23 protein-coding genes are annotated in these 23,025 nt (G+C 65.4%); 20 read left to right on the top strand and 3 right to left on the bottom strand.

The window, feature by feature from the left end:
- Nucleotides 1-11 precede the first annotated feature (11 nt).
- The 11 genes from cobA (at nucleotide 12) to rng (ending at nucleotide 11,369) form a co-directional block, all read left to right on the top strand.
- Entirely contained in the window at nucleotides 12-824 is an 813-nt protein-coding gene (cobA, locus tag C6570_RS13770; protein WP_342747934.1) for a uroporphyrinogen-III C-methyltransferase, read from the top strand.
- Nucleotides 821-2,122 (top strand): nitrate regulatory protein, encoded by a 1,302-nt coding sequence (locus C6570_RS13765; RefSeq protein ID WP_106703729.1) that lies wholly within the window; start codon nucleotides 821-823, stop codon nucleotides 2,120-2,122. The genes cobA and C6570_RS13765 overlap by 4 nt, the downstream gene beginning before the upstream one ends.
- A 351-nt stretch (nucleotides 2,123-2,473) precedes the next feature.
- The gene (nirB, locus tag C6570_RS13760) at nucleotides 2,474-5,020 is read left to right on the top strand and encodes a nitrite reductase large subunit NirB (RefSeq protein WP_106703728.1); all 2,547 of its coding nucleotides are present in this window, start codon (nucleotides 2,474-2,476) and stop codon (nucleotides 5,018-5,020) included.
- Nucleotides 5,021-5,029: 9 nt separating this feature from the next.
- Entirely contained in the window at nucleotides 5,030-5,386 is a 357-nt protein-coding gene (gene nirD, locus C6570_RS13755) for a nitrite reductase small subunit NirD (protein WP_106703727.1), read from the top strand.
- A 154-nt stretch (nucleotides 5,387-5,540) separates the two neighbouring features.
- Nucleotides 5,541-6,467: an oxygen-dependent coproporphyrinogen oxidase gene (gene hemF / locus C6570_RS13750; RefSeq protein WP_106703726.1), complete on the top strand. Its 927-nt coding sequence runs from the start codon at nucleotides 5,541-5,543 to the stop codon at nucleotides 6,465-6,467.
- Complete coding sequence (gene nadD / locus C6570_RS13745) at nucleotides 6,458-7,105, top strand: nicotinate (nicotinamide) nucleotide adenylyltransferase (protein ID WP_245896199.1); 648 nt, start codon at nucleotides 6,458-6,460, stop codon at nucleotides 7,103-7,105. The genes hemF and nadD overlap by 10 nt, the downstream gene beginning before the upstream one ends.
- Nucleotides 7,105-7,929 carry a ribosome silencing factor gene (rsfS, locus tag C6570_RS13740; RefSeq protein ID WP_106703724.1) on the top strand — a complete coding sequence of 275 codons (825 nt, stop codon included), beginning with the start codon at nucleotides 7,105-7,107 and terminating at the stop codon, nucleotides 7,927-7,929. Before nadD ends, rsfS begins: the two co-directional genes overlap by 1 nt.
- Before the next feature lie 9 nt (nucleotides 7,930-7,938).
- Nucleotides 7,939-8,409 carry a 23S rRNA (pseudouridine(1915)-N(3))-methyltransferase RlmH gene (rlmH, locus tag C6570_RS13735; RefSeq protein WP_106703723.1) on the top strand — a complete coding sequence of 157 codons (471 nt, stop codon included), beginning with the start codon at nucleotides 7,939-7,941 and terminating at the stop codon, nucleotides 8,407-8,409.
- Nucleotides 8,402-9,148: a phytanoyl-CoA dioxygenase family protein gene (locus C6570_RS13730; protein WP_106703722.1), complete on the top strand. Its 747-nt coding sequence runs from the start codon at nucleotides 8,402-8,404 to the stop codon at nucleotides 9,146-9,148. Before rlmH ends, C6570_RS13730 begins: the two co-directional genes overlap by 8 nt.
- Before the next feature lie 88 nt (nucleotides 9,149-9,236).
- Nucleotides 9,237-9,845 (top strand): Maf family protein, encoded by a 609-nt coding sequence (locus C6570_RS13725; RefSeq protein ID WP_106703721.1) that lies wholly within the window; start codon nucleotides 9,237-9,239, stop codon nucleotides 9,843-9,845.
- A 33-nt stretch (nucleotides 9,846-9,878) separates the two neighbouring features.
- Nucleotides 9,879-11,369, top strand: a complete 1,491-nt coding sequence (gene rng / locus C6570_RS13720; protein WP_106703720.1) for a ribonuclease G — start codon at nucleotides 9,879-9,881, stop codon at nucleotides 11,367-11,369.
- Nucleotides 11,370-11,424: 55 nt separating this feature from the next.
- Here the strand turns inward: rng and msbA are convergent, their stop codons facing one another.
- The gene (gene msbA, locus C6570_RS13715) at nucleotides 11,425-13,329 is read right to left on the bottom strand and encodes a lipid A export permease/ATP-binding protein MsbA (RefSeq protein ID WP_106703719.1); all 1,905 of its coding nucleotides are present in this window, start codon (nucleotides 13,327-13,329) and stop codon (nucleotides 11,425-11,427) included.
- 294 nt (nucleotides 13,330-13,623) lie between these two features.
- On the opposite strand from msbA, the gene tolB reads away from it, so the two are divergent.
- The 8 genes from tolB (at nucleotide 13,624) to dnaB (ending at nucleotide 19,547) form a co-directional block, all read left to right on the top strand.
- Nucleotides 13,624-14,832, top strand: coding sequence for a Tol-Pal system beta propeller repeat protein TolB (tolB, locus tag C6570_RS13710; protein WP_245896198.1), 1,209 nt, complete (start codon nucleotides 13,624-13,626; stop codon nucleotides 14,830-14,832).
- 72 nt (nucleotides 14,833-14,904) lie between these two features.
- Complete coding sequence (gene pal / locus C6570_RS13705; protein ID WP_106704703.1) at nucleotides 14,905-15,438, top strand: peptidoglycan-associated lipoprotein Pal; 534 nt, start codon at nucleotides 14,905-14,907, stop codon at nucleotides 15,436-15,438.
- A 17-nt stretch (nucleotides 15,439-15,455) separates the two neighbouring features.
- Nucleotides 15,456-16,235, top strand: coding sequence for a tol-pal system protein YbgF (gene ybgF, locus C6570_RS13700; protein WP_425437885.1), 780 nt, complete (start codon nucleotides 15,456-15,458; stop codon nucleotides 16,233-16,235).
- A gap of 235 nt (nucleotides 16,236-16,470) precedes the next feature.
- Complete coding sequence (rpsF, locus tag C6570_RS13695; protein ID WP_106703716.1) at nucleotides 16,471-16,836, top strand: 30S ribosomal protein S6; 366 nt, start codon at nucleotides 16,471-16,473, stop codon at nucleotides 16,834-16,836.
- A 25-nt stretch (nucleotides 16,837-16,861) separates the two neighbouring features.
- Nucleotides 16,862-17,194 carry a primosomal replication protein N gene (gene priB, locus C6570_RS13690; RefSeq protein ID WP_106703715.1) on the top strand — a complete coding sequence of 111 codons (333 nt, stop codon included), beginning with the start codon at nucleotides 16,862-16,864 and terminating at the stop codon, nucleotides 17,192-17,194.
- The gene (gene rpsR / locus C6570_RS13685) at nucleotides 17,169-17,450 is read left to right on the top strand and encodes a 30S ribosomal protein S18 (RefSeq protein ID WP_106703714.1); all 282 of its coding nucleotides are present in this window, start codon (nucleotides 17,169-17,171) and stop codon (nucleotides 17,448-17,450) included. The genes priB and rpsR overlap by 26 nt, the downstream gene beginning before the upstream one ends.
- A 13-nt stretch (nucleotides 17,451-17,463) precedes the next feature.
- On the top strand, nucleotides 17,464-17,916 hold the full coding sequence (gene rplI, locus C6570_RS13680) for a 50S ribosomal protein L9 (protein ID WP_106703713.1): 453 nt from the start codon (nucleotides 17,464-17,466) through the stop codon (nucleotides 17,914-17,916).
- A gap of 215 nt (nucleotides 17,917-18,131) precedes the next feature.
- Nucleotides 18,132-19,547: a replicative DNA helicase gene (dnaB, locus tag C6570_RS13675; protein ID WP_106703712.1), complete on the top strand. Its 1,416-nt coding sequence runs from the start codon at nucleotides 18,132-18,134 to the stop codon at nucleotides 19,545-19,547.
- Nucleotides 19,548-20,065: 518 nt separating this feature from the next.
- Here dnaB and C6570_RS13670 read toward each other — a convergent pair.
- Complete coding sequence (locus tag C6570_RS13670) at nucleotides 20,066-20,896, bottom strand: aldo/keto reductase (protein ID WP_106703711.1); 831 nt, start codon at nucleotides 20,894-20,896, stop codon at nucleotides 20,066-20,068.
- A gap of 243 nt (nucleotides 20,897-21,139) precedes the next feature.
- Complete coding sequence (locus C6570_RS13665; protein ID WP_106703710.1) at nucleotides 21,140-22,336, bottom strand: amino acid aminotransferase; 1,197 nt, start codon at nucleotides 22,334-22,336, stop codon at nucleotides 21,140-21,142.
- Between the two features lie 189 nt (nucleotides 22,337-22,525).
- Here C6570_RS13665 and C6570_RS13660 point away from each other — a divergent pair, with 189 nt between their 5' ends.
- Complete coding sequence (locus C6570_RS13660) at nucleotides 22,526-22,996, top strand: DUF4186 domain-containing protein (RefSeq protein ID WP_106703709.1); 471 nt, start codon at nucleotides 22,526-22,528, stop codon at nucleotides 22,994-22,996.
- The last annotated feature ends 29 nt before the right edge of the window (nucleotides 22,997-23,025 follow it).

Here is a 23,025-nt window from a genome sequence, read left to right as displayed (position 1 = left end):
GAAGGCTGACCATGATGCGAGATTTGCTGCGTTTCCCTTTGGGCCCTTCGCCTGCCGAGCGCGCTGCCGGCAAGGTGTGGCTGGTGGGCGCCGGACCGGGCGACCTGGAGCTCTTGACGCTCAAGGCGGTGCGGGTGCTGGGCGAGGCGGAAGTGGTGCTGGTGGATGACCTCGTCAATCCGGAAATCTTGAGCCATTGCGCGCAGGCGCGCACAGTTTGGGTTGGAAAGCGCGGGGGTTGCCGATCCACCTCACAAGCGTTCATCCAGCGGCTGATGTGGCGACTTGCCCGGCAAGGCAAGTGCGTGGTTCGGCTGAAGGGCGGTGATCCCGGCGTGTTTGGCCGGGCTGGCGAAGAGGCGCTGTGGCTGCACGCTCGTGGCGTGCCCTGCGAGGTGGTCAATGGCGTTACGGCTGGCGCAGCGGCGGCCACTGCGTGTGGCTTTCCGTTGACGATGCGTGGGATGACGATGGGGGTGACGCTGGTGACGGGCCATACCGAGCACGGCGACACACCGAACTGGCCTGCGTTGGCGCACAGCGGTACGACGCTGGTGATTTACATGGGCGTGTCGACGATGGCACAGACGCAGGACTCACTTTTGCGCGCAGGTATGGAGCCCAGCACGCCTGTGGCGATGGTTGAGAACGCCAGTCTGGCCCAGCAGCGCCATCGACTGTCCACGCTGGCCCACATGCTGGCGGATGCGCGCGATTTTGGCTTGCGCAGCCCCGCCATTTTGGTGGTGGGGCAAGTGGTGGGCATGGCTGAGGCGCTGGTGCCCTTGGCCGGCGCGTCTAAACGCACTGGAACCCTGGGATGAACGCGCCGACACGGCCAGAACATGCCGACGGTGAGTTGACACTGCGCTTTGCGCTGGCCGCGCGGCGGCGTGAACTGCAAGGCATGCACGAGCTGGCGCAAACCAGTGAACTGGTTGCTCAAGTGGGCCAGTTGATCCACGAGCTGCAGAAAGAGCGCGGCCGAGCGGCCCTGCTGGTCGGGCAAACGACCGAAGAACAACGAACGCACTGGCTGGGTCAAACCGCTCTGACCGTGCGGGCGCAGCGTTCATTGAGCGAACGGCTCACGAGCGAGCTCAACGGCGAAAGGCTACTGCAGCGCCGCACGCGCTGGCTTCACGCCGTGGCCCACGCGCTGCACGCGATGGATGGTCTGGCGGCACTTCGAGCATCCTTGGTCGCGGGAGCCATGCAGGCCGAAGACGCCACCTTGGCCTACAGCAGTGTTATTGGCTGCTGGCTCGGCGTGGTCATTGAGGCACTGGATGGGCCCTCCGATCCCCACATCACGCGGGTGCTTGTGGCACTGCTCAACTTCATGCAGGCCAAAGAACTGTGCGGGCAAGAACGCGCCGTTGGCGTCGCGGGATTTGCGCGAGGCAGCTTCAACGCTGAACGGCGCACGCAGATGGCCAGCCTGGCGCGCGGTCAGGCCCGCAGCTTCGAGCTGTTTCTGCAGCACGCTTCCGCAGGTCTGCGCGCTGGCTGGGAAGCGCTGAGAGCGGGTGAACTGGCGCTTCAACGTCTGCGCGATCTGGCCGCGACGCCGGATGCTGCTATCAGTCCTCAGCTGGCCCAGCCCTGGTTCGATGTTTGTACCGCCCGCATTGACGCCCTTCACGGGCTAGAACAGGTCCTGACGACAGAGTTGGCCGACTGTTGCCGTGACCGGGTCGCGGAGAACGAGCGTGCTTTGTCCCAGCTCACCGATGACAGCGACCGCCATGCGACAGAGGGTCAAAGCGCAAAAGCCATGACGAGTGTCATGCGCCAATCCCTTGTGTACACCTTGGTCGGTCGGCCGATGGATGCGGTCGTCACTGGCGACGCCATTGGCGACACGATGGCCCGTTCCGTCCTGGACTTGTTGCTGGAGCAAGGCGCCAGGTTGCACGAAGCGGACTTGAGGTTGTCGGAAGCGCGGCGCGCCCGCCATGAGCGCCGACGCATTGAGCAAGCCAAATGGTGGTTGGTCACCCACTACCAGCTCAGCGAGCCCGCAGCGCAAGAACGCTTGCAGCGCACCGCTATGAACAACGGCCTCACGCTGCTTGAGGTGGCCGATCGCATTCTTGCGTCCGAGTCTCCGGCTGGATGATCGTGGCGCTTGCTCACCGCTGCCCGAATTTGCACCGCGAAGCGGCCGATCCGCACCTGCCGAAGTGCGTCGGGTGGATCGCAAAGCCTCCACGGGCAGCGTCCGTGCAAAACATCTAGCCTCAACGCACCAAGATGTCGCAGGTCGAGCACGGGTTGGGTGCATGGATCGCCCGATCGGTGTCATTTACGCTTTGAATGCCTGGCACGCCAATTGCAGGTCATAGGCTACTAGGCTTTGCCACCTGCAAGGCCTCTTGGACAACGGCGTCCATTGCCCAGCGAATGCGCACCGCGCAGCTCGCCAGGGCGATGGACGCCGTTTGCGTTTGGCTGAACAAGGAGTGCTTTGATGCCTGATACAACCCGCGTCGTCGTCGTAGGCAATGGCATGGTGGGCCATTGCTTTGTGCAAGAGATGGTGCGGCGCACGCCTGATCTGGTTGCTGCCTGCCTGCAGATCACGGTGCTCGGCGAAGAGCCCCGGCCAGCGTACGACCGAGTGCATTTGTCGAGCTTCTTCGCTGGCACCACGGCAGACGAACTGTCCCTCGTCGAGCCAGGCTTCTACGACCGACCTGGCTTGTCTCTGCGGCTCAACGCACGTGTGCAGCAGATTGATCGACGCATCCATCAGCTCAGGCTCGCCGATGGCGAGATGATGAGCTACGACCGGCTGGTTCTGGCCACTGGCTCAGTGCCGTTCGTTCCCGCCGTACAGGGGCGCGACCGGGACGGTTGCTTCGTCTACCGAACCATCGAAGACCTGGAGGGCATGCTGGCGGCGGGCCGATATGCGCAAAGCGGCGTCGTGATCGGCGGGGGATTGCTCGGGTTGGAATGCGCCAAAGCGCTGCGCGACATGAAGCTGACCACGCACGTCGTGGAATTCTCCAAACGGTTGATGGCCGCTCAGGTGGACGACGGTGGCGGGGAGGTGCTGCGCGCCAAGATTGAGGCGCTGGGCGTTCAGGTACACACCAGCCGCAACATGGTGGAAATCACCGATGGCATGACGGCGCGCCACCGGCTCGTGTTCGACGATGGCATCTGGCTCGAGACCGATATGGTCGTTTTTTCAGCCGGTATCCGCCCGCGCGATGAGCTGGCGCGCCAGAGCGTGTTGGCGATCGGCCCGCGCGGCGGCGTGGCGATTGACGACCACTGTCGCAGCTCGGATCGTTCGGTGTATGCGATTGGCGAATGCGCTTCCTGGAAGGACAAGTTGTTCGGGCTGGTTGCCCCCGGCTACGAGATGGCGCGTGTGGCGGCGGGGCACATTCTGGGCGATGGCGAGGCCAGTTTTTCCGGCACCGATATGAGCACCAAGCTCAAGCTCATGGGCGTGGAGGTGGCCAGCGTGGGCGACGCCCACGGCGCTACGCCGGGCAGTCGCAAGTTCGTGTATGCGAACGAGCTTCAGCAGATCTACAAGAAGCTCGTTATCAGCCAGGACGGCCTGCAACTGCTGGGCGCGGTGCTGGTCGGGAACGCCGACGAGTACGGCACGCTTCAGCAAATGGTTGCCAACGGCATCGCGTTGCCTGCGCAGCCTGAGTTCCTGATCCTGCCGGCCAGCGACGGGCAGGCCAAGCCGGGCCTCGGCGTTGATGCGCTGCCCGACAGCGCTCAGCTTTGTTCGTGCAACAACGTCAGCAAGGCGCAGGTGTGTGCCGCCGTGGGCGAGGGCGCCACCACCATCGCCGAGCTGAAGGCTTGCATCGGGGCGGGGACGAGCTGCGGCGGCTGCGTGCCCCTGGTCACCCAGGTGATGAAGGCCGAGATGGCCCGCCGTGGCTTGAAGGTCAACAACCATCTGTGTGAGCACTTTGCCCATTCCCGCCAAGAGCTCTATCACCTTGTCAGGGTGGGCCAGATCAAGTCTTTCGATGCCTTGCTGGCCGCGCACGGCCAGGGGGAAGGCTGTGATGTGTGCAAGCCCACCGTGGCCAGCATCCTGGCGTCGTGCTGGAACGAGTTCGTGCTCAAGAAAGACCTGGCCAAGCTGCAGGACAGCAACGATTACTACCTGGGCAACCTCCAGAAAGACGGCAGCTACTCCGTCGTGCCGCGCATGCCCGCTGGTGAAGTGACACCCGATGGCCTGATCGCCGTAGGAACGATTGCCAAGAAGTACGGCCTTTACACCAAGGTGACGGGCGGTGCGCGCGTGGACATGTTTGGCGCGCGGGTCGACCAGCTGCCGCTGATCTGGGACGAACTGATCGCGGCCGGCTTCGAATCAGGACACGCGTACGGCAAATCCCTGCGGACAGTCAAGAGTTGCGTGGGCTCGACCTGGTGCCGCTATGGGGTTGGCGACAGCATCGGGTTGGCCGTGCTGCTGGAAAACCGCTACAAGGGTTTGCGCGCGCCTCACAAGATCAAGTTTGGCGTTTCTGGCTGCACGCGCGAATGCGCTGAGGCGCAGGGCAAGGATATCGGCGTGATCGCCACCGAAAAAGGCTGGAACCTCTACGTGTGCGGCAACGGTGGCATGAAGCCACGCCACGCCGAATTGTTCGCGACCGACCTGAGTCAGGACGAATTGATCGCAATGATCGACCGGTTCCTGATGTTCTACGTGCGTACTGCCGACCGCCTGCAACGCACCAGCACGTGGCGCGAAGGCCTGGAAGGCGGCCTGGCCTACCTGCAAGACGTGCTAATTCGTGACAGCCTGGGCCTGTGCGCCGAACTGCAGGCGCAGATGCAGCACGTGGTCGACAACTACCGTTGCGAATGGAATGAGGCCGTCTCCGACCCCGACACGCGCAAACGCTTCAAGACATTCGTCAACAGCGACGCAGCCGACGCGAACATTCAGTTTGTGCCAGAGCGCGCACAGATCCGCCCCGCCACCGAGGCGGAAAAGGCCCTGGCTGGCGCCGCCTTGTAAGAGTCCATCATGACCCATTCAAACGAATTCCATGGCGGTGGCTGGACACCCGTTTGCGCGCTCGACGACATCAGCCCCAGCATGGGCGTGTGCGCATTGCTGGGCCGGCGCCAGGTGGCCGTTTTCCGCATGCCCGACGATCGCCTCTTCGCGCTCGACAACCACGACCCCCACAGCGGGGCGAACGTACTGTCGCGGGGCATCGTGGGCGATTTAGCGGGCGAGCTGGTGGTGGCCTCACCGATGTACAAGCACCACTACAAGCTGCACACCGGCGAGTGCGTTGAGGACGCGCAAACCTCGGTCGCTGTTTACCCGGTCAAGTCGTGCAACGGCAAGGTCTGGGTCTGCGCGGGCGAGGACTAGGGCGCACTGCCGCGGCCGGCGCCGTGCGCGAAGGCCGGGTGGGATAATCAATGGTGCACCCAGCGTGCCGAGGCGCGGTGCACGCGCCCGCGAATCCCGATCCATCACATGCGCCTGTGCGCCGGCGGTCTGCCGGGCCGGGCCTTCTCACTTTATGGTGACATCCTCCGTTGTGCGGCCTTGGCTCATGGGGCTGCAATCGTCCATCGTGGACGCCATCGAAGCCCACGAGCGCGCCGCTGGCAGCACTGTGCGCTTTGCGCGCGATGCCTGGCAGAAAGAGCCCGGTGAGCCGCTCCAAGGGCAGGGCCTCACCTGCATCCTGGAGGGCGGTGAAGTGTTTGAGCGCGCTGGCGTGGGCTTCTCGCACGTCAGCGGGCCGCGCTTGCCCCCCTCGGCGACGCAGCACCGCCCAGAGTTGGCTGGTGCGCCATTCGCTGCGATGGGCGTCTCGCTGGTATTTCATCCGCGCAACCCGTATGTGCCCACGGTGCACATGAACGTTCGCATGATCGAAGCGATCCGCCCGGGCAACGAGCCGGTTTGCTGGTTTGGCGGCGGCATGGATCTCACGCCGCACTACGGCTTTGCCGAAGACTGCGTGCACTTTCACCAGACCTGCCGCGATGCGCTGGCGCCGTTTGGCGACGACAAATACCCGCGCTTCAAAACCTGGTGCGACGACTACTTTCTCAACAAGCACCGCGGCGAGCCGCGCGGCATCGGCGGTGTCTTCTTTGACGACTTTGCCGAGGGGGGTGCCGACAACGGCTTTGCGCTGATCCGCGCCGTGGGCGAAGCGTTTCTGCCCGCGTACGAGCCCATCGTGCGCCGCCGGCAGGCCACGCCCTGGGGTGAGCGCGAGCGCCAGCACCAGCTGGTGCGGCGCGGCCGCTACGTCGAATTCAATCTGGTGTGGGACCGCGGCACGCATTTCGGCCTGCAATCGGGCGGGCGCACCGAATCCATCCTGCTGTCCATGCCGCCGCAGGTCGCATGGACCTACCAATACCAGCCCGAGCCTGGTTCGCCCGAGGCCGAATTGACCGAGCGCTATCTGAAGGCGCAGGCGTGGGTGTGACGACGCAGGCCGATACGCAGGCCGCGCGCCGCATCGGTGTCTTTGGCGGCGCGTTCGATCCGCCGCACGCCGTGCACCACGCACTGGCGGCGGCCGCCATCGACACGCTGGCGCTGGATGTCCTGCTGATCGTCCCCACGGGCGACGCATGGCACAAAAGCCGCCCCCTCAGCCCCGCGCGCGATCGGCTGGCGATGTGCCGCCTGGCGTTTGCCGACCTGCCCAAAGCGCGCGTGGACGACCGGGAACTGCACCGCGACGGCCCCACCTACACCATTGACACGTTGACCGAATTGCAGCAAGCGTGGCCCGCCGCCCAGCTGTACCTGCAGATCGGCGCCGACCAGGCCGCGGCCTTTCACACTTGGCGCAGCGCGCAAGCCATCGCGGATATTGCTATCATCAGCATAGCTGCCCGCGCTGATGCAACGGGCGCTGCGCTGCAATTTGATCCAGAAAACCCGCTGCCTGGGCTGAATGTTTTGCCCGACGGCGTGCGTGTTTTGCCGCTGCCCCCCATGCCGCACAGCGCCACCGACGTGCGCCGCCGCGTCGCCCAGGGGCTGCCGATTGACCATCTGGTCGCGCCGGCCGTCGCCGGGTATATTGCCGAAAACCACCTTTACCAAACTGCCTGATGAGCGAAACCGCTGCCAAGAAAGACGTCCAGAAACTCCAGCGCACCATCGTCGATGGTCTGGAGGACATCAAGGGCCACGACATCCGCGTGTTCAATACCGAGCACCTTTCGCCGCTGTTTGAGCGGGTGATCATCGCCAGCGGCACTTCCAACCGGCAAACCAAGGCCCTGGCCGCCAGCGTGCGCGACAAGCTGCGCGACGGTGGCTATGGCAAGCCCCGCATCGAAGGCGAAGACAACGGCGAATGGGTCATCGTCGACTGCGGCCAAGTGGTGGTGCACGTCATGCAGCCCGCCATCCGCCAGTACTACAACCTGGAAGAAATCTGGGGCGACAAGCCCGTGCGCCTGAAAGGACCTGAGGCGCGCGCCGCAGGCTCGCAGCGCAAAGCCGCGGCCAAGGGCGATGAAAATTCGGCGCCAGCGCCCGCTGCCAAAGCGCCGGCAGCTTCCAAAAAGGTAGCAAAAGGCGCAGTCGCCAAGAAGGCCCCTGCGACCAAGGCGCCTGCCAAAGCCCCCGCTGCCAAAAAAGCGGGCGCGAGCGTGCCAGCGAAGAAATCCGCGGCACGCCCGGCCGCCAAGGCACCTGCGCGCAAGGCGGCACCCGCCAAAGCCGCGCGCGGCGCCGAAGCGCTGCCCACGGTGGTGGTGAACAAGCCGAAGGCCAAGCCCGCGACCAAGACCGCAGCGAAGCCCGCCGCCAAACCTGCTGCCAAAGCCGCAGCAAAACCTGCTACCAAGGCTGCGCCGAAGGCCGCCGCCAAAAAGGCGCCTGCCAAGGCCGCTGCCAAAAAGCCCAGCAGCGCACGCACCGGGCGTTGATCGCTTCGCATGAGGCTGATGGTCGTTGCGGTGGGGCAGCGTGTGCCCACCTGGGCGCAAACCGCGTGGGACGACTACGCCAAGCGCTTTCCGCCTGAGCTGAAGCTGGAGCTGAAGGCGATCAAGACCGAGCCGCGCGCCGGCGGCAAGACCGCCGCGCAACTCATGGCGGCTGAGCGCCAGCGCATCGAAGCCGCCATCTCCAAAGGCACGCATACCGTGGTGCTGGACGAGCGTGGCACCGCGCTCACCACGCAGGCGCTGGCTAGCCGCTTGGGCGATTGGCAAGGGCTGGGAGGCGACGTGGCGCTGGTGATCGGCGGGCCCGACGGGCTGGACCCCGAGCTGCGCCGCAGCGCACAAGAGCGCATCCGTCTGTCTGACCTCACGCTGCCCCACGCCATGGTGCGCGTGCTGCTGGTCGAGCAGCTATACCGCGCCTGGTCGGTCAACGCGGGCCATCCGTACCACCGTGAGTAGCCACCGCTGGGCGCCCGTTGATGGCAGCCAGGCGCAGGCTGGGCAGCGACTGGCCGAAGACGGCTGCCTGATGTGCCCCGGCTTGTTGACCTGGCGTGAGACGCAGTTGCTGGGCAGGCTGCTTCTGCCAAGGCCCGAGGGTGCTGGCCAGCGCGAGCTGCTGTCGCGCCCCTGGGCGGCGGCGCTGGCTGCCCGCGTGCGTACCCGCCTGGTTGGTGCGGGGTTGCTGAGCACCCATGCACGGGCCGTGCAGTGCACCTTGTTCGACAAGACGCCCGCGCGCAACTGGTTGGTCACGTGGCATCAAGACCTGTCGGTGCCCGTGCAAGGCAACTCAGACGCCGACAACGGCGCCTGGCAGCGCGGCGCGGTCAAGCAAGGTGTGCGCTTTGTGCAGCCGCCTGCCGCCTGGCTGGCGCGGCTGTTGGCGGTGCGCCTGCACATCGACCGCTGCGGCGCCGGCAGTGGGCCGCTGCGCGTGCTGCCCGGTTCGCACCACCACGGCAAGCTGGCGCTGGATGGGCCTGGCGGCGCGGTTGAGGTCTTGCGCCAAGTGCGCGCCCAACATGCAGAGGTGCGTTGCACCGCCGAGGCGGGCGATGCGCTGCTGATGCGGCCGCTCACGGTGCACGCCTCGTCCCGCATGGCCGATGGCGCCGGCCAGCGTCGGCGCGTGCTGCATTTCGTGTTTGCGCCGCCTGAGCTGCCCGCTGGCCTGCGCTGGCACTGGTCCGCGTGACCCGCAGCGGCTTGACGCCCTGCGCTTCGCCCGTCGCTCAGCCATACTGCGCCATTGCAGCGCCGCGCAGCGGTGCCCCAGCCACAACATGACCGAATCCACCCCCCACTTCATCTACCTGGCTTCCCAAAGCCCGCGCCGCCGCCAGTTGCTGGAGCAGCTGGGCGAGCGCCTCAGCCTGCTGCTGCCGGATGACGCCGAAGCGGCCGAAGCGCTGGAAGCCGTGCGCCCCGGCGAGGCGCCCGCCACCTACGTGCGCCGCGTCACCGGCCTGAAGCTGCAAGATGCGCTGCGCCGGTTGACCGACCGGCACCTGCCGCCCGCACCCGTGCTGTGTTCCGACACCACGGTGGCGCTGGGCCGGCAGATTCTGGGCAAGCCGCGCGACGCCCAAGACGCGGCCGACATGCTGGCGCGCTTGTCTGGCCAGACGCACCGCGTGCTGACGGCGGTGGCCATTCAGTCGGGCCAGCGGCGCGTGGACGCGCTCAGCGATTCGCGCGTGCGCTTCGCCGCGTTGACGCCCGCCGACATCGCCGCCTACATCGCCAGCGGCGAATGGGAAGGCAAGGCCGGTGCCTACGCCATTCAGGGCAGGGCGGCGGCTTTCGTGGAACACATCAGCGGCAGCTACAGCGGCATCATGGGTTTGCCGCTGTTCGAAACTGCGGACTTATTGAAACAAATTCGTGCCTAGCGCCCGTCCAACCTGCGCGGGCAGCTACAAAATATGCAGCAAGACATTCTGATCAACTGGTCGCCCCAGGAAACGCGCGTGGCCGTCGTCGAGTACGGCGCCGTGCAGGAAGTGCACGTGGAACGCACGCTGGAGCGCGGCCTGGTGGGCAACGTGTACCTGGGCAAGGTGGCGCGCGTGCTGCCGGGCATGCAGTCGGCCTTCATCGATATCGGGCTGGAGCGCGCGGCGTTCTTGCACGTGGCCGACCTGTGGCAGCGCCCGCTGGACGGCGAAAGCCTGAGCGCCAGCCGCGCCGCCACGCCGCCCAAGCCGATCGAAAAGCAGGTGTTCGAGGGCCAGACGCTGATGGTGCAGGTCATCAAGGACCCCATCGGCACCAAGGGCGCGCGTCTGTCCACGCAGATCAGCCTGGCGGGGCGCATGCTGGTGTTTTTGCCGCAGGACGACCACATTGGCGTGTCGCAAAAGATCCCGGCCAGCCTGCGCGACAACCTGCGCACGCGCGTGCAGGCGCTGGCGGCCGAGGGCGTGCCCGAGGGCAAGACCGGCGGCTTCATCCTGCGCACGAACGCAGAGGACGCATCCGACGCCGAGCTGGCCGAAGACATCGCCTACCTGCGCAAAGCCTGGTCGCGCATCCGCGATGCCAGCGCGCGCATGCCGCCCACCAGCCTGCTGCATGAAGACCTGAGCCTGCTGCAGCGCGTGCTGCGCGATTTGACGTCCGAGCGCACGCAAACCATCTTGATCGATTCGCTGGAGCAATTCCACGCGCTGACGAAATTCGGGCGCGAATTCATGCCCGCCGCCGCCGCGCACCTGCAGCATTACAAGGGCGAACGCCCACTGTTCGACCTGCACAACGTGGACGAAGAGATCACCAAGGCGCTGGGCCGGCGGGTGGATTTGAAATCGGGCGGCTACCTGATCGTGGACCAGACCGAAGCGCTGACCACGGTGGACGTGAACACCGGCGGCTACGTGGGCACGCGCAATTTTGACGACACGGTGTTCAAGACCAACCTGGAAGCCGCGCAAGCCATTGCCCGCCAGCTGCGGCTGCGCAACCTGGGCGGCATTGTGGTGGTGGATTTCATCGACATGGCGCAGGCCGAGCACCAACAGGCGGTGCTGAGCGAGTTTCGCAAGCAGCTGGCCCGCGACCGCGTGAAGACGCAGGTGGGCGGTTTTTCGCCGCTGGGCCTGGTCGAGATGACACGCAAGCGCACGCGCGAATCGCTGGCGCAGCTGCTGAGCGAAACCTGCGAGCAGTGCCAGGGCGCCGGGCGCGTGCGCACGGCGCGCACGGTGGCCTACGACATCCTGCGCGAAATCCTGCGCGAGGCGCGGCAGTTCAACCCCAAGGAATTCCGCGTGGTGGCCCCGCCCGCGGTGATCGACATGCTGCTGGACGAGGAAAGCCAGCACTTGGCCGGGCTGTCGGATTTCATCGGCAAGCCGATTTCGTTGCAGGCCGAAGGCGCGCTGGGGCCTGGCCAGTACGACATCGTGCTGCTGTAGCTGGATCTAAGTGTTTTGAGCCGCCAGCGCTGGTGCAGACTGCGCTGGTAGCTATTTAAAATATAGCGTTTTGCGGCACGTCGGCATCGCCCGGGCTGGGTGGTGCACCGTTGGCCGAGCCGGGGCTGTTGGAAACCGTGCCGCTGCTTGCCGCGCTGGCGGTGGGCAGCGGCGAGTGGTTCAGCCGCGCGTACAGGCCACCGGCACGAATCAGCTCGGCGTGCGAGCCTTGCTCAACGATGCGACCGTGCTCCATCACCACGATGCGGTCGGCGTGCTCGATGGTGGACAGGCGGTGCGCAATGACCAGCGTGGTGCGCCCCACCATCGCCCGTGCGATGGCCTGCTGCACCAGGCGTTCGCTTTCGGTGTCCAGCGCGGAAGTGGCTTCGTCCAGCAACAGCACCGGCGCATCCTTGTACAGCGCGCGCGCGATCGCCAGGCGCTGGCGCTGGCCGCCCGACAGCTGCGTGGCGTTGTGGCCCAGCACGGTGTCAATGCCCTGCGGCAGCGCGCCAACATGGCCCCACAGGTTGGCATCCTGCAGGCAGCGCTGCACGCGGTCGCGGTCGATGGCGGGCGCACCCAGCGCCACGTTGGCCGCCACGCTGTCGTTGAGCATGGTCACGTCCTGGCTGACCATGGCGAACTGCGCGCGCAGGCGGCGCAGCGGCCATTCGCGGATGTCGGTGCCGTCCAGCAGCACGCGCCCGTTGGTGGGCGCCACAAAGCGCGGCAGCAGGTTGACCAGCGTGGTCTTGCCAGAGCCCGATGGGCCCACCAGCGCCACGGTTTCGCCCGCCCGCACGTGCAGGCTGAGCGCGTCCAGCGCGGGTTCGCCATCGGAGCCGTAGCGCACGCTGACCTGGTCCAGCGTGATTTCGCCCCGCGCGCGCGGCGGCTGGGTGGCGGCGGCATCGGGCGGCGAGGCGGGGCCGGGCTCGGGTAGCACTTCGGCCATCAGGTCCAGCCCGCGCTCGAGCGCCGCCAGCCCGCGCGTGACCGGGCCCACCACGTCGGTCAGCCGCCGCAGCGGCTGGATCAGCATCAGCATGGCGCCGATGAAGGCAACGAACCCGCCCACGGTGATCGCCCGCCCGCTGGCGCTTTGGCCCTGGTACAGCGCGATGCCGATCACCACCGACAGCGCCACGGCTGCGGCCATCTGCGCCAGCGGCATGGCGCCGGCCGACGCGGCCGTGGCCTTGATCGACAGGTTGCGCAGGTGGCGGCTCAGCCCGTCAAAGCGGCTGGCCTGCTGCGCTTGCGCGCCGTGCAGCCGCACCATGCGGTGCGCCAGCACGTTTTCTTCGACCACGTAGGCCAGCTCGTCCGTGGTGGCCTGCGCCAGCCGCGTGTAGCGGTAAAGGCGGCGCGACATCACCTTCATGATCACACCCACGATGGGCACCAGCACCAGCACGATCAGCGTCAGCGACCAGTTCAAGTACAGCAGGTAGAACATCAGCGCCACCACGGTGAAGCTGTCGCGCGCCAGGTTCAGTATGGCCTGCACCAGCAGCGTGGTGCCCGTTTGCACTTCGTACACGATGGTGTTGGCCAGCTGGCTGGCGCTTTGGCGCGCGAAAAGCAACAGGTCGGCATCCAGCAGGCGCTCAAACAGCTGTGCGCGCAGCTTGACCATACCCTCGTTGGCAATACGCGCCAGCGCGTATTGGCTGGCAAAGTGGGCAAAGCCGCGCAGGGCAAACAAGCCCACAATGGCCAGCGGCACGATCCAGATCGGCAGGCTGCCTTGCGTGAAACCCTCGTCCAGCAGGGGTTTGAGCAGGGCGGGCACCGACGCCTCGGTCAGCGCGCTGATCAGCGTGCCCACTGCGGCGATCACCCAGCCCAGGCGGTATTCCTTGAAGTACATCCACAGGCGCGCCAGCCGCGCGCCCATGGGCCGCTGCGCGGCGGGCGATGCGGCGGGTGGGTCGGGCTGTCGGTTGCTCATGGGCGGTTGGGGCAGGGCGCGGGCCAAACCGGCCATTCTACGGAGCGCCGTCGTGACGATATTTCACACATGAGCGGAACTAATGCCTCGCCATCTGGACAAATTCACAGATTGAAACGTGCGTTCACGCAGGCTTGCTAACATTGCCGCCGTGCCACGGCTCGCCACCCTTCGGGTGCCATTCGCTGACGCCTAGTTGAAATGAAATTCTCTCGTCCCGACTCCCCGCCTTCCCCCAACTGGCAGCGCCGCGGTCTTGTCGCCGCTTTGGCCGTTGCCCCAGTTGTGCCTGCCATGGCGCAATTCCGTGTTGAAGTTTCAGGCGTCGGCCTGACGCAGTTGCCGATCGCGCTGGTGCCCTTCCGGGGCGAAGACGCTTCTTCACAGAAGATCAGCGCCATCATCAAGGCCGACCTGGAGCGCACCGGCCAATTCCGCTCGATCGACGCCGCTGGCCAGTCGATGGACGAATCCACCCGCCCCGACATGTCCACCTGGCGCCAGCGCAATGCGGACGCCCTGGCCGGCGGCAGCGTCACCCGGCTGGCGGACGGCCGCTGGGACGTGCGCTTTCGCTTGTGGGATGTCGTCAAGGATCACGATTTGGGCGGGCAGGGCTACGTCGTGCCGCAGGCCGACCTGCGCCTGGCAGCCCACAAGATCGCCGACTACATCTATGAAAAGCTGACCGGCGAGAAAGGCATTTTCTCGACCCGCCTGGCCTATGTCACCAAGGCTGGTGGCCGTTATACGCTGTGGGTGGCCGATTCCGACGGCGAAAACGCCCAGGCGGCCCTCGGCAGCCCCGAGCCGATTATTTCGCCCACCTGGTCGCCCAACGGCTCGCAGCTGGCCTACGTGTCGTTCGAGTCGCGCAAGCCGGTGATCTACGTGCACGACGTGTCCACGGGCCGCAGGCGACTGCTGGCGAACTTCCGCGGATCCAACAGCGCGCCAGCCTGGTCGCCCGACGGCCGCAGCTTGGCGGTCACGCTGTCGCGCGACGGCGGTTCGCAGCTCTACCTCATCAGTGCCAGCGGCGGCGAGCCGCGCCGACTGACCCAGTCGCAGAGCATCGACACCGAGCCCACTTTCTCGCCCGACGGCAGCATGATTTATTTCGTGAGCGACCGAGGCGGCGCCCCCCAGATCTATCGCATGTCCGCCAGTGGCGGCGCGGCGCAGCGCGTGACCTTCAACGGCAGCTATAACGTCTCTCCGGCGATCAGCCCGGACGGGCGCTGGCTGGCTTATGTGTCGCGCACCGGTGGCTTCAAGCTGCACGTGATGGAGCTGTCGTCCGGCAATGTCACGCCTGTCACGGACACCACCGAAGATGAAAACCCCAGCTTTGCGCCCAACAGCCGCCTGATCGTTTACGCCACTCGCCAAGGCGGGCGCGAGGCGCTCATGATCACCACCGTGGACGGCAAGATCAAGGCCCGCCTGGCGGGCAAGAGCGGTGACATCCGCGAGCCTTCCTGGGGGCCTTTCCAGCGCTGACAGATTCCGACGGCAGCCGATTCTGGCTGACGACGAGTTGCCTTATTTTTTCTTGATTCAGGAGTGATCGAAATGATGAAACGATATTTGATGGTGGCCGCACTGGCCTTGGTTATGGCCGGTTGCGGCTCTAACGTCAAACTGGATCCGCCCGTGCAAGGCTCGGACGCGACGGCGACCGGCGCAGCCGGCGGCGCGGGCAGCCAAGGCGCAGGCCAAAGCACGGTGACGCAGGTCCAGGCGGGCTCTTCTGCTGGCGATGCCGCGGGCCCCGTGGGCGTTGAGCGCGTGATCTATTTCGACTACGACAGCTTCACCGTCAAGCCCGAGTACCAAGGCCTGGTGGATCAGCACGCCCGCTTCCTGCAGGCCAACAAGGGCCGAAGCATTTCGCTGGAAGGCAACACTGATGAGCGTGGCAGCCGTGAATACAACCTCGCGCTTGGCCAGAAACGCGCCGAGGCGGTTCGCCGCGCCATGACGCTGGTCGGCGCCAACGACGCGCAGATCGAGGCGGTGAGCTTCGGTGAGGAAAAGCCGGCCGTCCAGGGCAGCTCGGAAGAAGCCTACGCGAAGAACCGTCGCGTTGAAATCCGCTACCGCTGAACCGGCCGATGATGCGCATGAATTCGCTTCGCGCGGCCATTCTGGCGGTGTGCTGTGTTGCGGGGCAGGGCGCGCACGCGCAGCTGTTCGGTGACGATCAGGCCCGCCAGGCCATTCTCGATTTGCGTCAGCGGTTCGATCAGTCGGTCGCCGCGCAGAACCGCTTGGTGGATGAGAACGCCCAGATGCGCCGCGGCATGCTGGATCTGCAGCAGCAGATCGAGTCGTTGCGGGGTGACCTGGCGCGCTCGCGCGGCCAGGAAGAGCAGTTGACGCGCGACATCGCCGATCTCAAGAAGGCGCAAGCCGACAGTCAACGCACTCTGGATGACCGCCTGAAGAAGATGGAGACGCCTTCGGCCGGCGCGTCGGCCGAGGCGCCCGTCTCCAATGCCGGCGGCACGGTCGCCAGCGAGGGCTCTCCCAACGAAAAGCAGGAATACGACGCCGCACTGGCCCAGTTCCGCGCGGGTGACTTTGCGGGCGCACAGTCGAGTTTTGCCGCTTTCATCAAGCGTTATCCGCGCAGCGCACTGGCACCCACGGCCTTGCTGTGGCTGGGCAATGCGCAGTACGCCACACGCAACTACAAGGAAGCCATTACCAACTTCCGTTCGTTGCTAACGGCAGCGCCGAACCACGCACGTGCACCTGAAGCGATGCTGTCCATCGCGAATTGCCAGATTGAGCTGAAGGACACGCGCGCTGCGCGCACGACGCTGGAATCGCTGATCAAGACCTATCCGCAATCCGAGGCCGCGCATGCGGGCAAGGAGCGGCTGGCGCGTCTGAAGTAGTTTTTAAGCTGCTTCGCGATCAAAGAGAAGGCCGCGTTTGCGCGGCCTTCTCCATTTCGGAAGGGCTCGTTGAGTTGTCTGCAGCCCTTGGGTCTTTCGCCTAGCACTGGTCAAGTGCACCAGTGCGCGTGCGATGTATAATCCTGAGTTCCCTTGCCGCACCCTGTCTTGACGCCGGGGGCGGCTTTTCACTCGGCCCGATCCCGATCGGTCCGCTCATCCACAAGGAGAGTCCATGCGTCACTATGAAATCATCCTGCTGATCCATCCGGATCAAAGCGAGCAGGTTCCGGCCATGCTGGAGCGCTACAAGGGCATGATCACCGCCGGCGGCGGCAAGATCCATCGCCAGGAAGACTGGGGCCGCCGTCAGCTGGCTTACCAGATCAACAAGCTGGCCAAGGCGCATTACCTGTGTCTGAACATCGAGGCCGATCAGGCCGTGATGGGCGAGCTGGAGCACGCGTTCAAGTTCAACGACGCCGTTCTGCGCCACCTGACTGTGCAACGCCCCAAAGCCGACACCGGCCCTTCGTCGATGATGAAGACCGTCGAGCGCGAAGAGGCTCGCAAAGCCCAGCAAGCTGAAGCCAGCAACTGAACGCGACGCGCGTGGAGGCCATGAGATGGCCAATCTGACCCGTCTCACCGCTGTCATCGCCGAATCGAATCCGCTTCGCTTCACGCCCGCCGGTTTGCCGGCACTGGATATGCGGCTCGAACACGAGTCGCAGGTCGAAGAGGCAGGAAGCCAGCGAATGGTACGGTTGGTGCTCAAGGCGGTTGCCTTGGGTGCGATGGCAGAGCGCTTGGTCAAGCAGCCCATCGGCAGCCAGTGGCTGTTCAGCGGGTTTCTGGCCAGCCCACGCAACGCGAAATCGGTGGTGCTTCACATCCAGGATTTTCAGCAAGATCAGTTTCAAGGAGCCTCAAATGGCCACGTTCAAGAAATTCAATAAGGACAAGCGTCCCAAACGCAACACGCAGTCGCTGCTGTTCAAGCGCAAACGCTTCTGCCGTTTCACCGTCGCTGGCGTCGAAGAAATCGACTACAAGGACATCGACACCCTGCGCGACTTCATCAGCGAGAACGGCCGCATCGTGCCCGCTCGCCTGACCGGCACGCGCGCTTTCTACCAGCGTCAGCTGAACACCGCCATCAAGCGCGCGCGCTTCCTGGCCATGCTGCCGTACTCCGATCAGCACCGCGTCTGAGGAAGGAAACACCATGCAGATCATTCTTCTGGACAAGGTCGTCAACCTGGGCAACCTGGGTGACATCGTCAAAGTCAAAGACGGCTACGCTCGCAACTTCCTGATCCCCAGCGGCCGCGCCCGCCGTGCGACTGAGGCCGCGAAGGCCGAATTCGAAGCCCGCCGCGCCGAGCTGGAAAAGCAAGCCGCTGAAAAGCTGGCTGCGGCCCAAGCTCTGGGCGACAAGCTGAACGGCCAGACCATCAAGCTGACGCAAAAAGCCGGCGTGGACGGTCGTCTGTTCGGTTCGGTCACCAACCACGACATCGCCGACGAGCTGAAAAAGCAAGGCTTTGACGTGCACAAGTCGCAGATCCGTCTGCCCAACGGCCCGATCAAGGTCGTGGGTGACAATACGGTTCACGTGGCGCTGCACACCGACGTGGATTCGGAAATCACCGTCGCGGTCTACGGCGAAACCGCCTGATCGCGCAAAAGCTCGCGCCTCGTCGGGCCTGGCCCGGTGAGGTGGCGCAGCCCCAGCCGCCCGCTGCAAGGCGTGGCGGCTTTGTTGTTTTTGAGGGCGGCTTGTGCACAGGTTTGGGTGGGTTACCCCAAGCTGTTGCACGGCTTGTCCACAGCTTTGTCCCATGACGTCGGCGCGCGATCGGCGTAGCATGGCGCAGAAGTACCACCGCCTGCATGTCTTCTGTCTTTCCCCCCACTTTTCCTGATCTCGGCGACGAAGCGCCGCCGGACCGCCAGGTCGCGCAGCTGCGCATTCCTCCGCATTCCATCGAAGCGGAATCCAGCGTGCTGGGCGGCCTGCTGCTGGACAACACCGCGTGGGACCGCATGGGCGATGCGGTGGGCGCCACGGACTTCTACCGCTACGAACACCGTCTGGTATTCGAGGTCATTCACAAGCTGATCAACGAGACCAAGCCCGCCGACGTCATCACGGTGCATGAAGAGCTGCAGCGCCAAGGCAAGGCCGACGAGGTGGGCGGGCTGACCTACCTGAACGCGCTGGCCCAGTACGTGCCCAGCGCCGCCAACATCCGCCGCTACGCCGAGCTGGTGCGCGAGCGCTCCATCCTACGCAAGCTGGTCTCGGCCAGCGATGAGATCGCCACCAGCGCCTTCAACCCCCAGGGCAAGGCCGTTGCCAAGATTCTGGACGAGGCCGAGGGCAAGATCTTCAAGATTGGCGAAGAAGGCTCGCGCATGAAGCAGGGCTTTCAGGGCATGGAGAGCCTGGTGGTCGAGCTGCTCGACCGCGTTCAGGAAATGGCGGACAACCCGAACGACGTGACGGGCGTGCCCACCGGCTTCATCGATCTGGACCGCATGACGGCCGGCCTTCAGGCTGGCGACCTCGTGGTGCTGGCCGCGCGCCCCTCCATGGGTAAGACTGCGTTCGCCATCAACATCGCCGAGCACGTCGCGCTGATGGAACAGCTGCCCGTGGCCGTGTTTTCAATGGAAATGGGCGCTGCGCAGCTTGCTGTGCGTATCGTGGGTTCCATCGGCCGCATCGACCAGGGGCATTTGCGCACCGGCAAGCTCAGCGATGAAGAATGGCCGCGTCTGACCGAGGCGATCGAGCGCCTGCGCGGCGTCAGCCTGCATATCGACGAAACGCCGGGCCTCACGCCCAGCGAGCTGCGTGCCAACGCGCGCAGGCTGGCGCGCCAATGCGGCAAGCTGGGCCTGATCGTGGTCGATTACCTGCAGCTGATGAGCGGCAGCAGCTCCGACGGCGAGAACCGCGCGACCGAGCTGGGCGAGATTTCGCGTGGCCTGAAGGCGCTGGCCAAAGAGCTGCAGTGCCCGGTGATCGCCTTGTCGCAGCTCAACCGCAGTGTGGAGCAGCGTACCGACAAGCGCCCCATGATGAGCGACTTGCGCGAATCCGGCGCTATCGAGCAGGATGCCGACATCATCATGTTCATCTACCGCGACGACTACTACAACAAGGATTCGCGCGAACCTGGGGTGGCCGAGATCATCATCGGCAAACAGCGTAACGGCCCCACGGGCACGGTGAAACTGTCGTTCCTGAAGCCGCTGACGCGCTTCGAAAGCATGCCCTTCGGCGTCAGCGACGACTTCTAAGGCATTTGGGCTTCCAGCGCTGGAGGAAAGGGCACTGGCAGCTATCAACTTAATAGTAATCTGAGGCTTGGCTGGGGCAGCCCAGCCATTGCGTTCGCGCGTTGCCAGCGTCAACGCTCATACACCCAGGTGCTGCTGGGCGTGGCGTGTTGCAGGGGCGGATCGGCATGCAAGGTTGGCATCAGCGGCTCGGGTGTGGGCGCCGTTGCAGGGCCATCGCTCAAGGCGCGCGAGCGGCTTTGACCCGCATGAGACGGTCACATGGTCCACTATCAATAGCGTAGCTGCTGGCGCTGGTGGGATAAGCGCTGGATCCTGATAACAATCGAAATCTGCAAGGCGCTGGGTCGCCCGGAAGGCTATATGACCATGGTCAGTAGCGCGCTGCAACCCCGGAGCTTGCGGCGCCGCCAGTCAGCGTAGTGCGCTGCTCAAAGCTAGGCGCATGGCGCACGGCGCGGCGGTGTCTGGCGGTATGGCGCCCCGGTTCACGCCGCCAACTTGGCACGTCAGTGCAGTCAGATCATCTCAAGCGGCTGCGCGTGCGTGGGCGGCGCGAAGGCCTCGTCGATCAGTGCGATGTCTGCCTCGGTCAGCCGGATGTCCAGCGCGCGGGCGTTGTCTTGCACGTGCGCGACGGTCGAAGCCTTGGGAATGGCCACCACATCGCCCCCGCGGATGTCCCAGGCCAGCGCCACCTGCGCCACCGTGGCTTGGTGGCGCTGCGCGACTTGCGCCAGCGCGGGGTGGCGCAGCAGGCGGCCTTGCTCTATGGGGGAATAGGCCATGATGCGCACACCCGCTTGGGCGCACAGCGGCATAAGGTCGAACTCTGGCCCCCGGCGCGACGGGTTGTAGAGAATCTGGTTGACCTGCGGCGTGCCCAGTTGCAGCAATTCGCGCATGTCGTCGGTGTCAAAGTTGCTCACGCCCCAGGCGCCGATCTTGCCGGCGCGCTGCAACTGCTCAAACGCCTGCACCGTTTCGGCCAGCGGATGGCTGCCGCGCCAGTGCAGCAGGTACAGGTCGATCTGCTCGACGCCCAGCGCTTTCATGCTGCGTTCACAGGCTTTGACGGTGCCGGCGTGCGAAGCGTTGCTGGGCAGCACCTTGTCCACCAGGTAAACGCTGTCGCGCAGGCCGCGAATGGCTTCGCCCACCAAGCGCTCTGAGCGCCCGTGGCCGTACATCTCGGCGGTGTCGATCAGGCTCAGGCCCAGCTCGACGCCCGCGCGCAGCGTGGCGATCTCGGCCGCGCGATCGCCGGCGGGCTCGCCCAGCTCCCACGTGCCTTGGCCCAGCACCGGGATGGCGTGGCCGCTCTTCAGGGTGAGGGTGGGGATGGGCATGGCTTCTCCTGGTGGCAGGCGTGGGACGTTGGCAGCGCGCCGGGTGCGGTGCCCGGCCGCGCCATCCAGCCTGCGCGCCCTGCGTGGCATCCACCTCAGTGGATCCGGTCGGTGCAGAGCGGCGAAGCGCGCCGCGCGCAGTGTGTGGCAATGCTGGTGCGATGCACGCAGCGGCAGCGGCAGCGGTCGCGCACGCAGATCGTCGCCCCAAAGCAAAACCCGGGCGCGGGGCCCGGGTTTTGATCACACCACCTTGGCGATGGACTGACAGACGTAGTCGATGTTCTTGTCGTTCAGCGCGGCCACGCACATGCGGCCGGAATCGGTGCCGTACACGCCAAACTCATTGCGCAGGCGCACCATCTGGTCTTTGGACAGGCCGGAATAGCTGAACATGCCGATCTGCGTGGTGATGAAGCTCATGTCCTGCTTCACGCCTGCGGCTTTCAGGCCGTCCACCAGCTTGGCGCGCATCTGCTTGATGCGGTTGCGCATGTGCGACAGCTCTTCTTCCCACTGCTGGCGCAGCGCCGGGTCGTCCAGCACCAGCGCCACCACGGCGCCGCCGTGCGTGGGTGGGTTGCTGTAGTTGGTGCGGATCATGATCTTCAGCTGGCTCAGCACCTTGGCGGCTTCTTCCTTGGTGCTGCAGACCACCGACAACGCGCCCACGCGTTCGCCGTACAGGCTGAAGCTCTTGCTGAAAGACGTGGCCACGAAAAAGTCCAGGCCAGAGGCGACGAACTTGCCGACCACGGCGCCGTCTTCGGCAATGCCGTGCGCAAAGCCCTGGTAGGCCATGTCGAGGATGGGCGACAGCTGGCGCTCTTTCACCACGGCGATCACCTGGTCCCACTGCGCGGCGGTGATGTCGTAGCCCGTCGGGTTGTGGCAGCAGGCGTGCAGCACGGCGATGGTGCCCGGCGCGGCGGCCTTCAGGTCGGCCAGCATGCCGTCGAAATCCAGCGCGCGGGTGCTGGCGTTGTAATAGCGGTAGGTGTCCACCTCAAAACCGGCCTGGCTGAACAGGGCGCGGTGGTTTTCCCAGCTGGGGTCGCTGATCAGCACTTTGGCGCCGGGGTTCAGGCGCTTCAGAAAATCGGCGGCGATCTTCAGGCCGCCCGTGCCGCCCAGGCCTTGCACCGTGGCGATGCGCCCGTCTTTGTAAACGGCTGCGTCGGCGCCGAACACCAGCTTTTTCACGGCGTCGTCGTATGCGGCGATGCCGTCAATGGGCAGATAGCCGCGCGGCTTGGGCGTGTCCATCAGCTTTTTCTCGGCCGCTTGCACGCACTGCAGCAGCGGCAGCTTGCCGTTTTCGTCGAAGTAGACGCCCACGCCCAGGTTGACCTTGTTGGGGTTCTGGTCGGCGGCGTATTGCTCGTTCAGGCCCAGGATCGGGTCGCGCGGTGCGAGTTCAACTGCGGAAAAGAGAGACATGGACAGTGCCTGCGTTGGTGGAAAAAGTGACCAATTAAGGTGAAACCCTTGGATTTTAGGCCCACGTTCCCAAACAAGGTGCGCGCCGGGTGGTTCGCTAAGGGGTAAGGCCCTTGCGGCCACGGCTGGTAGCGCCCAAGCGGGGCCGGGCGCCCTTGTCGAACGCCGCCACGTCACCAACTGCGTTGCATGCCTGCTGCAACCCCGCTACCTGAAAGCCCGCAAGCGTGGGCGGCCATTGACCAGCGGCTGGATCGCATTGCGCGAAGCGCCTTCCGTGCGCGCATCCACTTGCAGCCGGCCGACCGCGCGTTCATCGCACAGCGCGGGCTGGAGACGGTGCGTCAGCACGCCTACGACCTGCTCACACGCCGCCTGGCGCCGGCCTTTCCCTTGAACGACGGGCGCCAGACGCCGTGGCGCGGGCACCCGGTGTTCCGCGCCCAACACGCCACCGGCACCTGCTGCCGCAGCTGCCTGGCGCGCCTTCACGCCATCCCCAAGGGGCAGGCGTTGGCCGCCGCGCAGCTGGATGAGCTTGTCGCGCTGATTGACCGCTGGCTGGTGCGTGAGCTTGGCGACGGCAGCGGGCAGGGGCAAGAAAGCGGTGAGGCAGTCCATCAGCGCCCTCAGGGCGACGGCCCCTTGTTTGATAGCTGACTACTGTTTATATATTCAGTAAAATGGCC

This window comes from Ottowia oryzae, assembly GCF_003008535.1.
GTDB lineage: Bacteria > Pseudomonadota > Gammaproteobacteria > Burkholderiales > Burkholderiaceae_C > Ottowia > Ottowia oryzae.
This window is presented reverse-complemented; position numbering and strand designations above follow the sequence as displayed.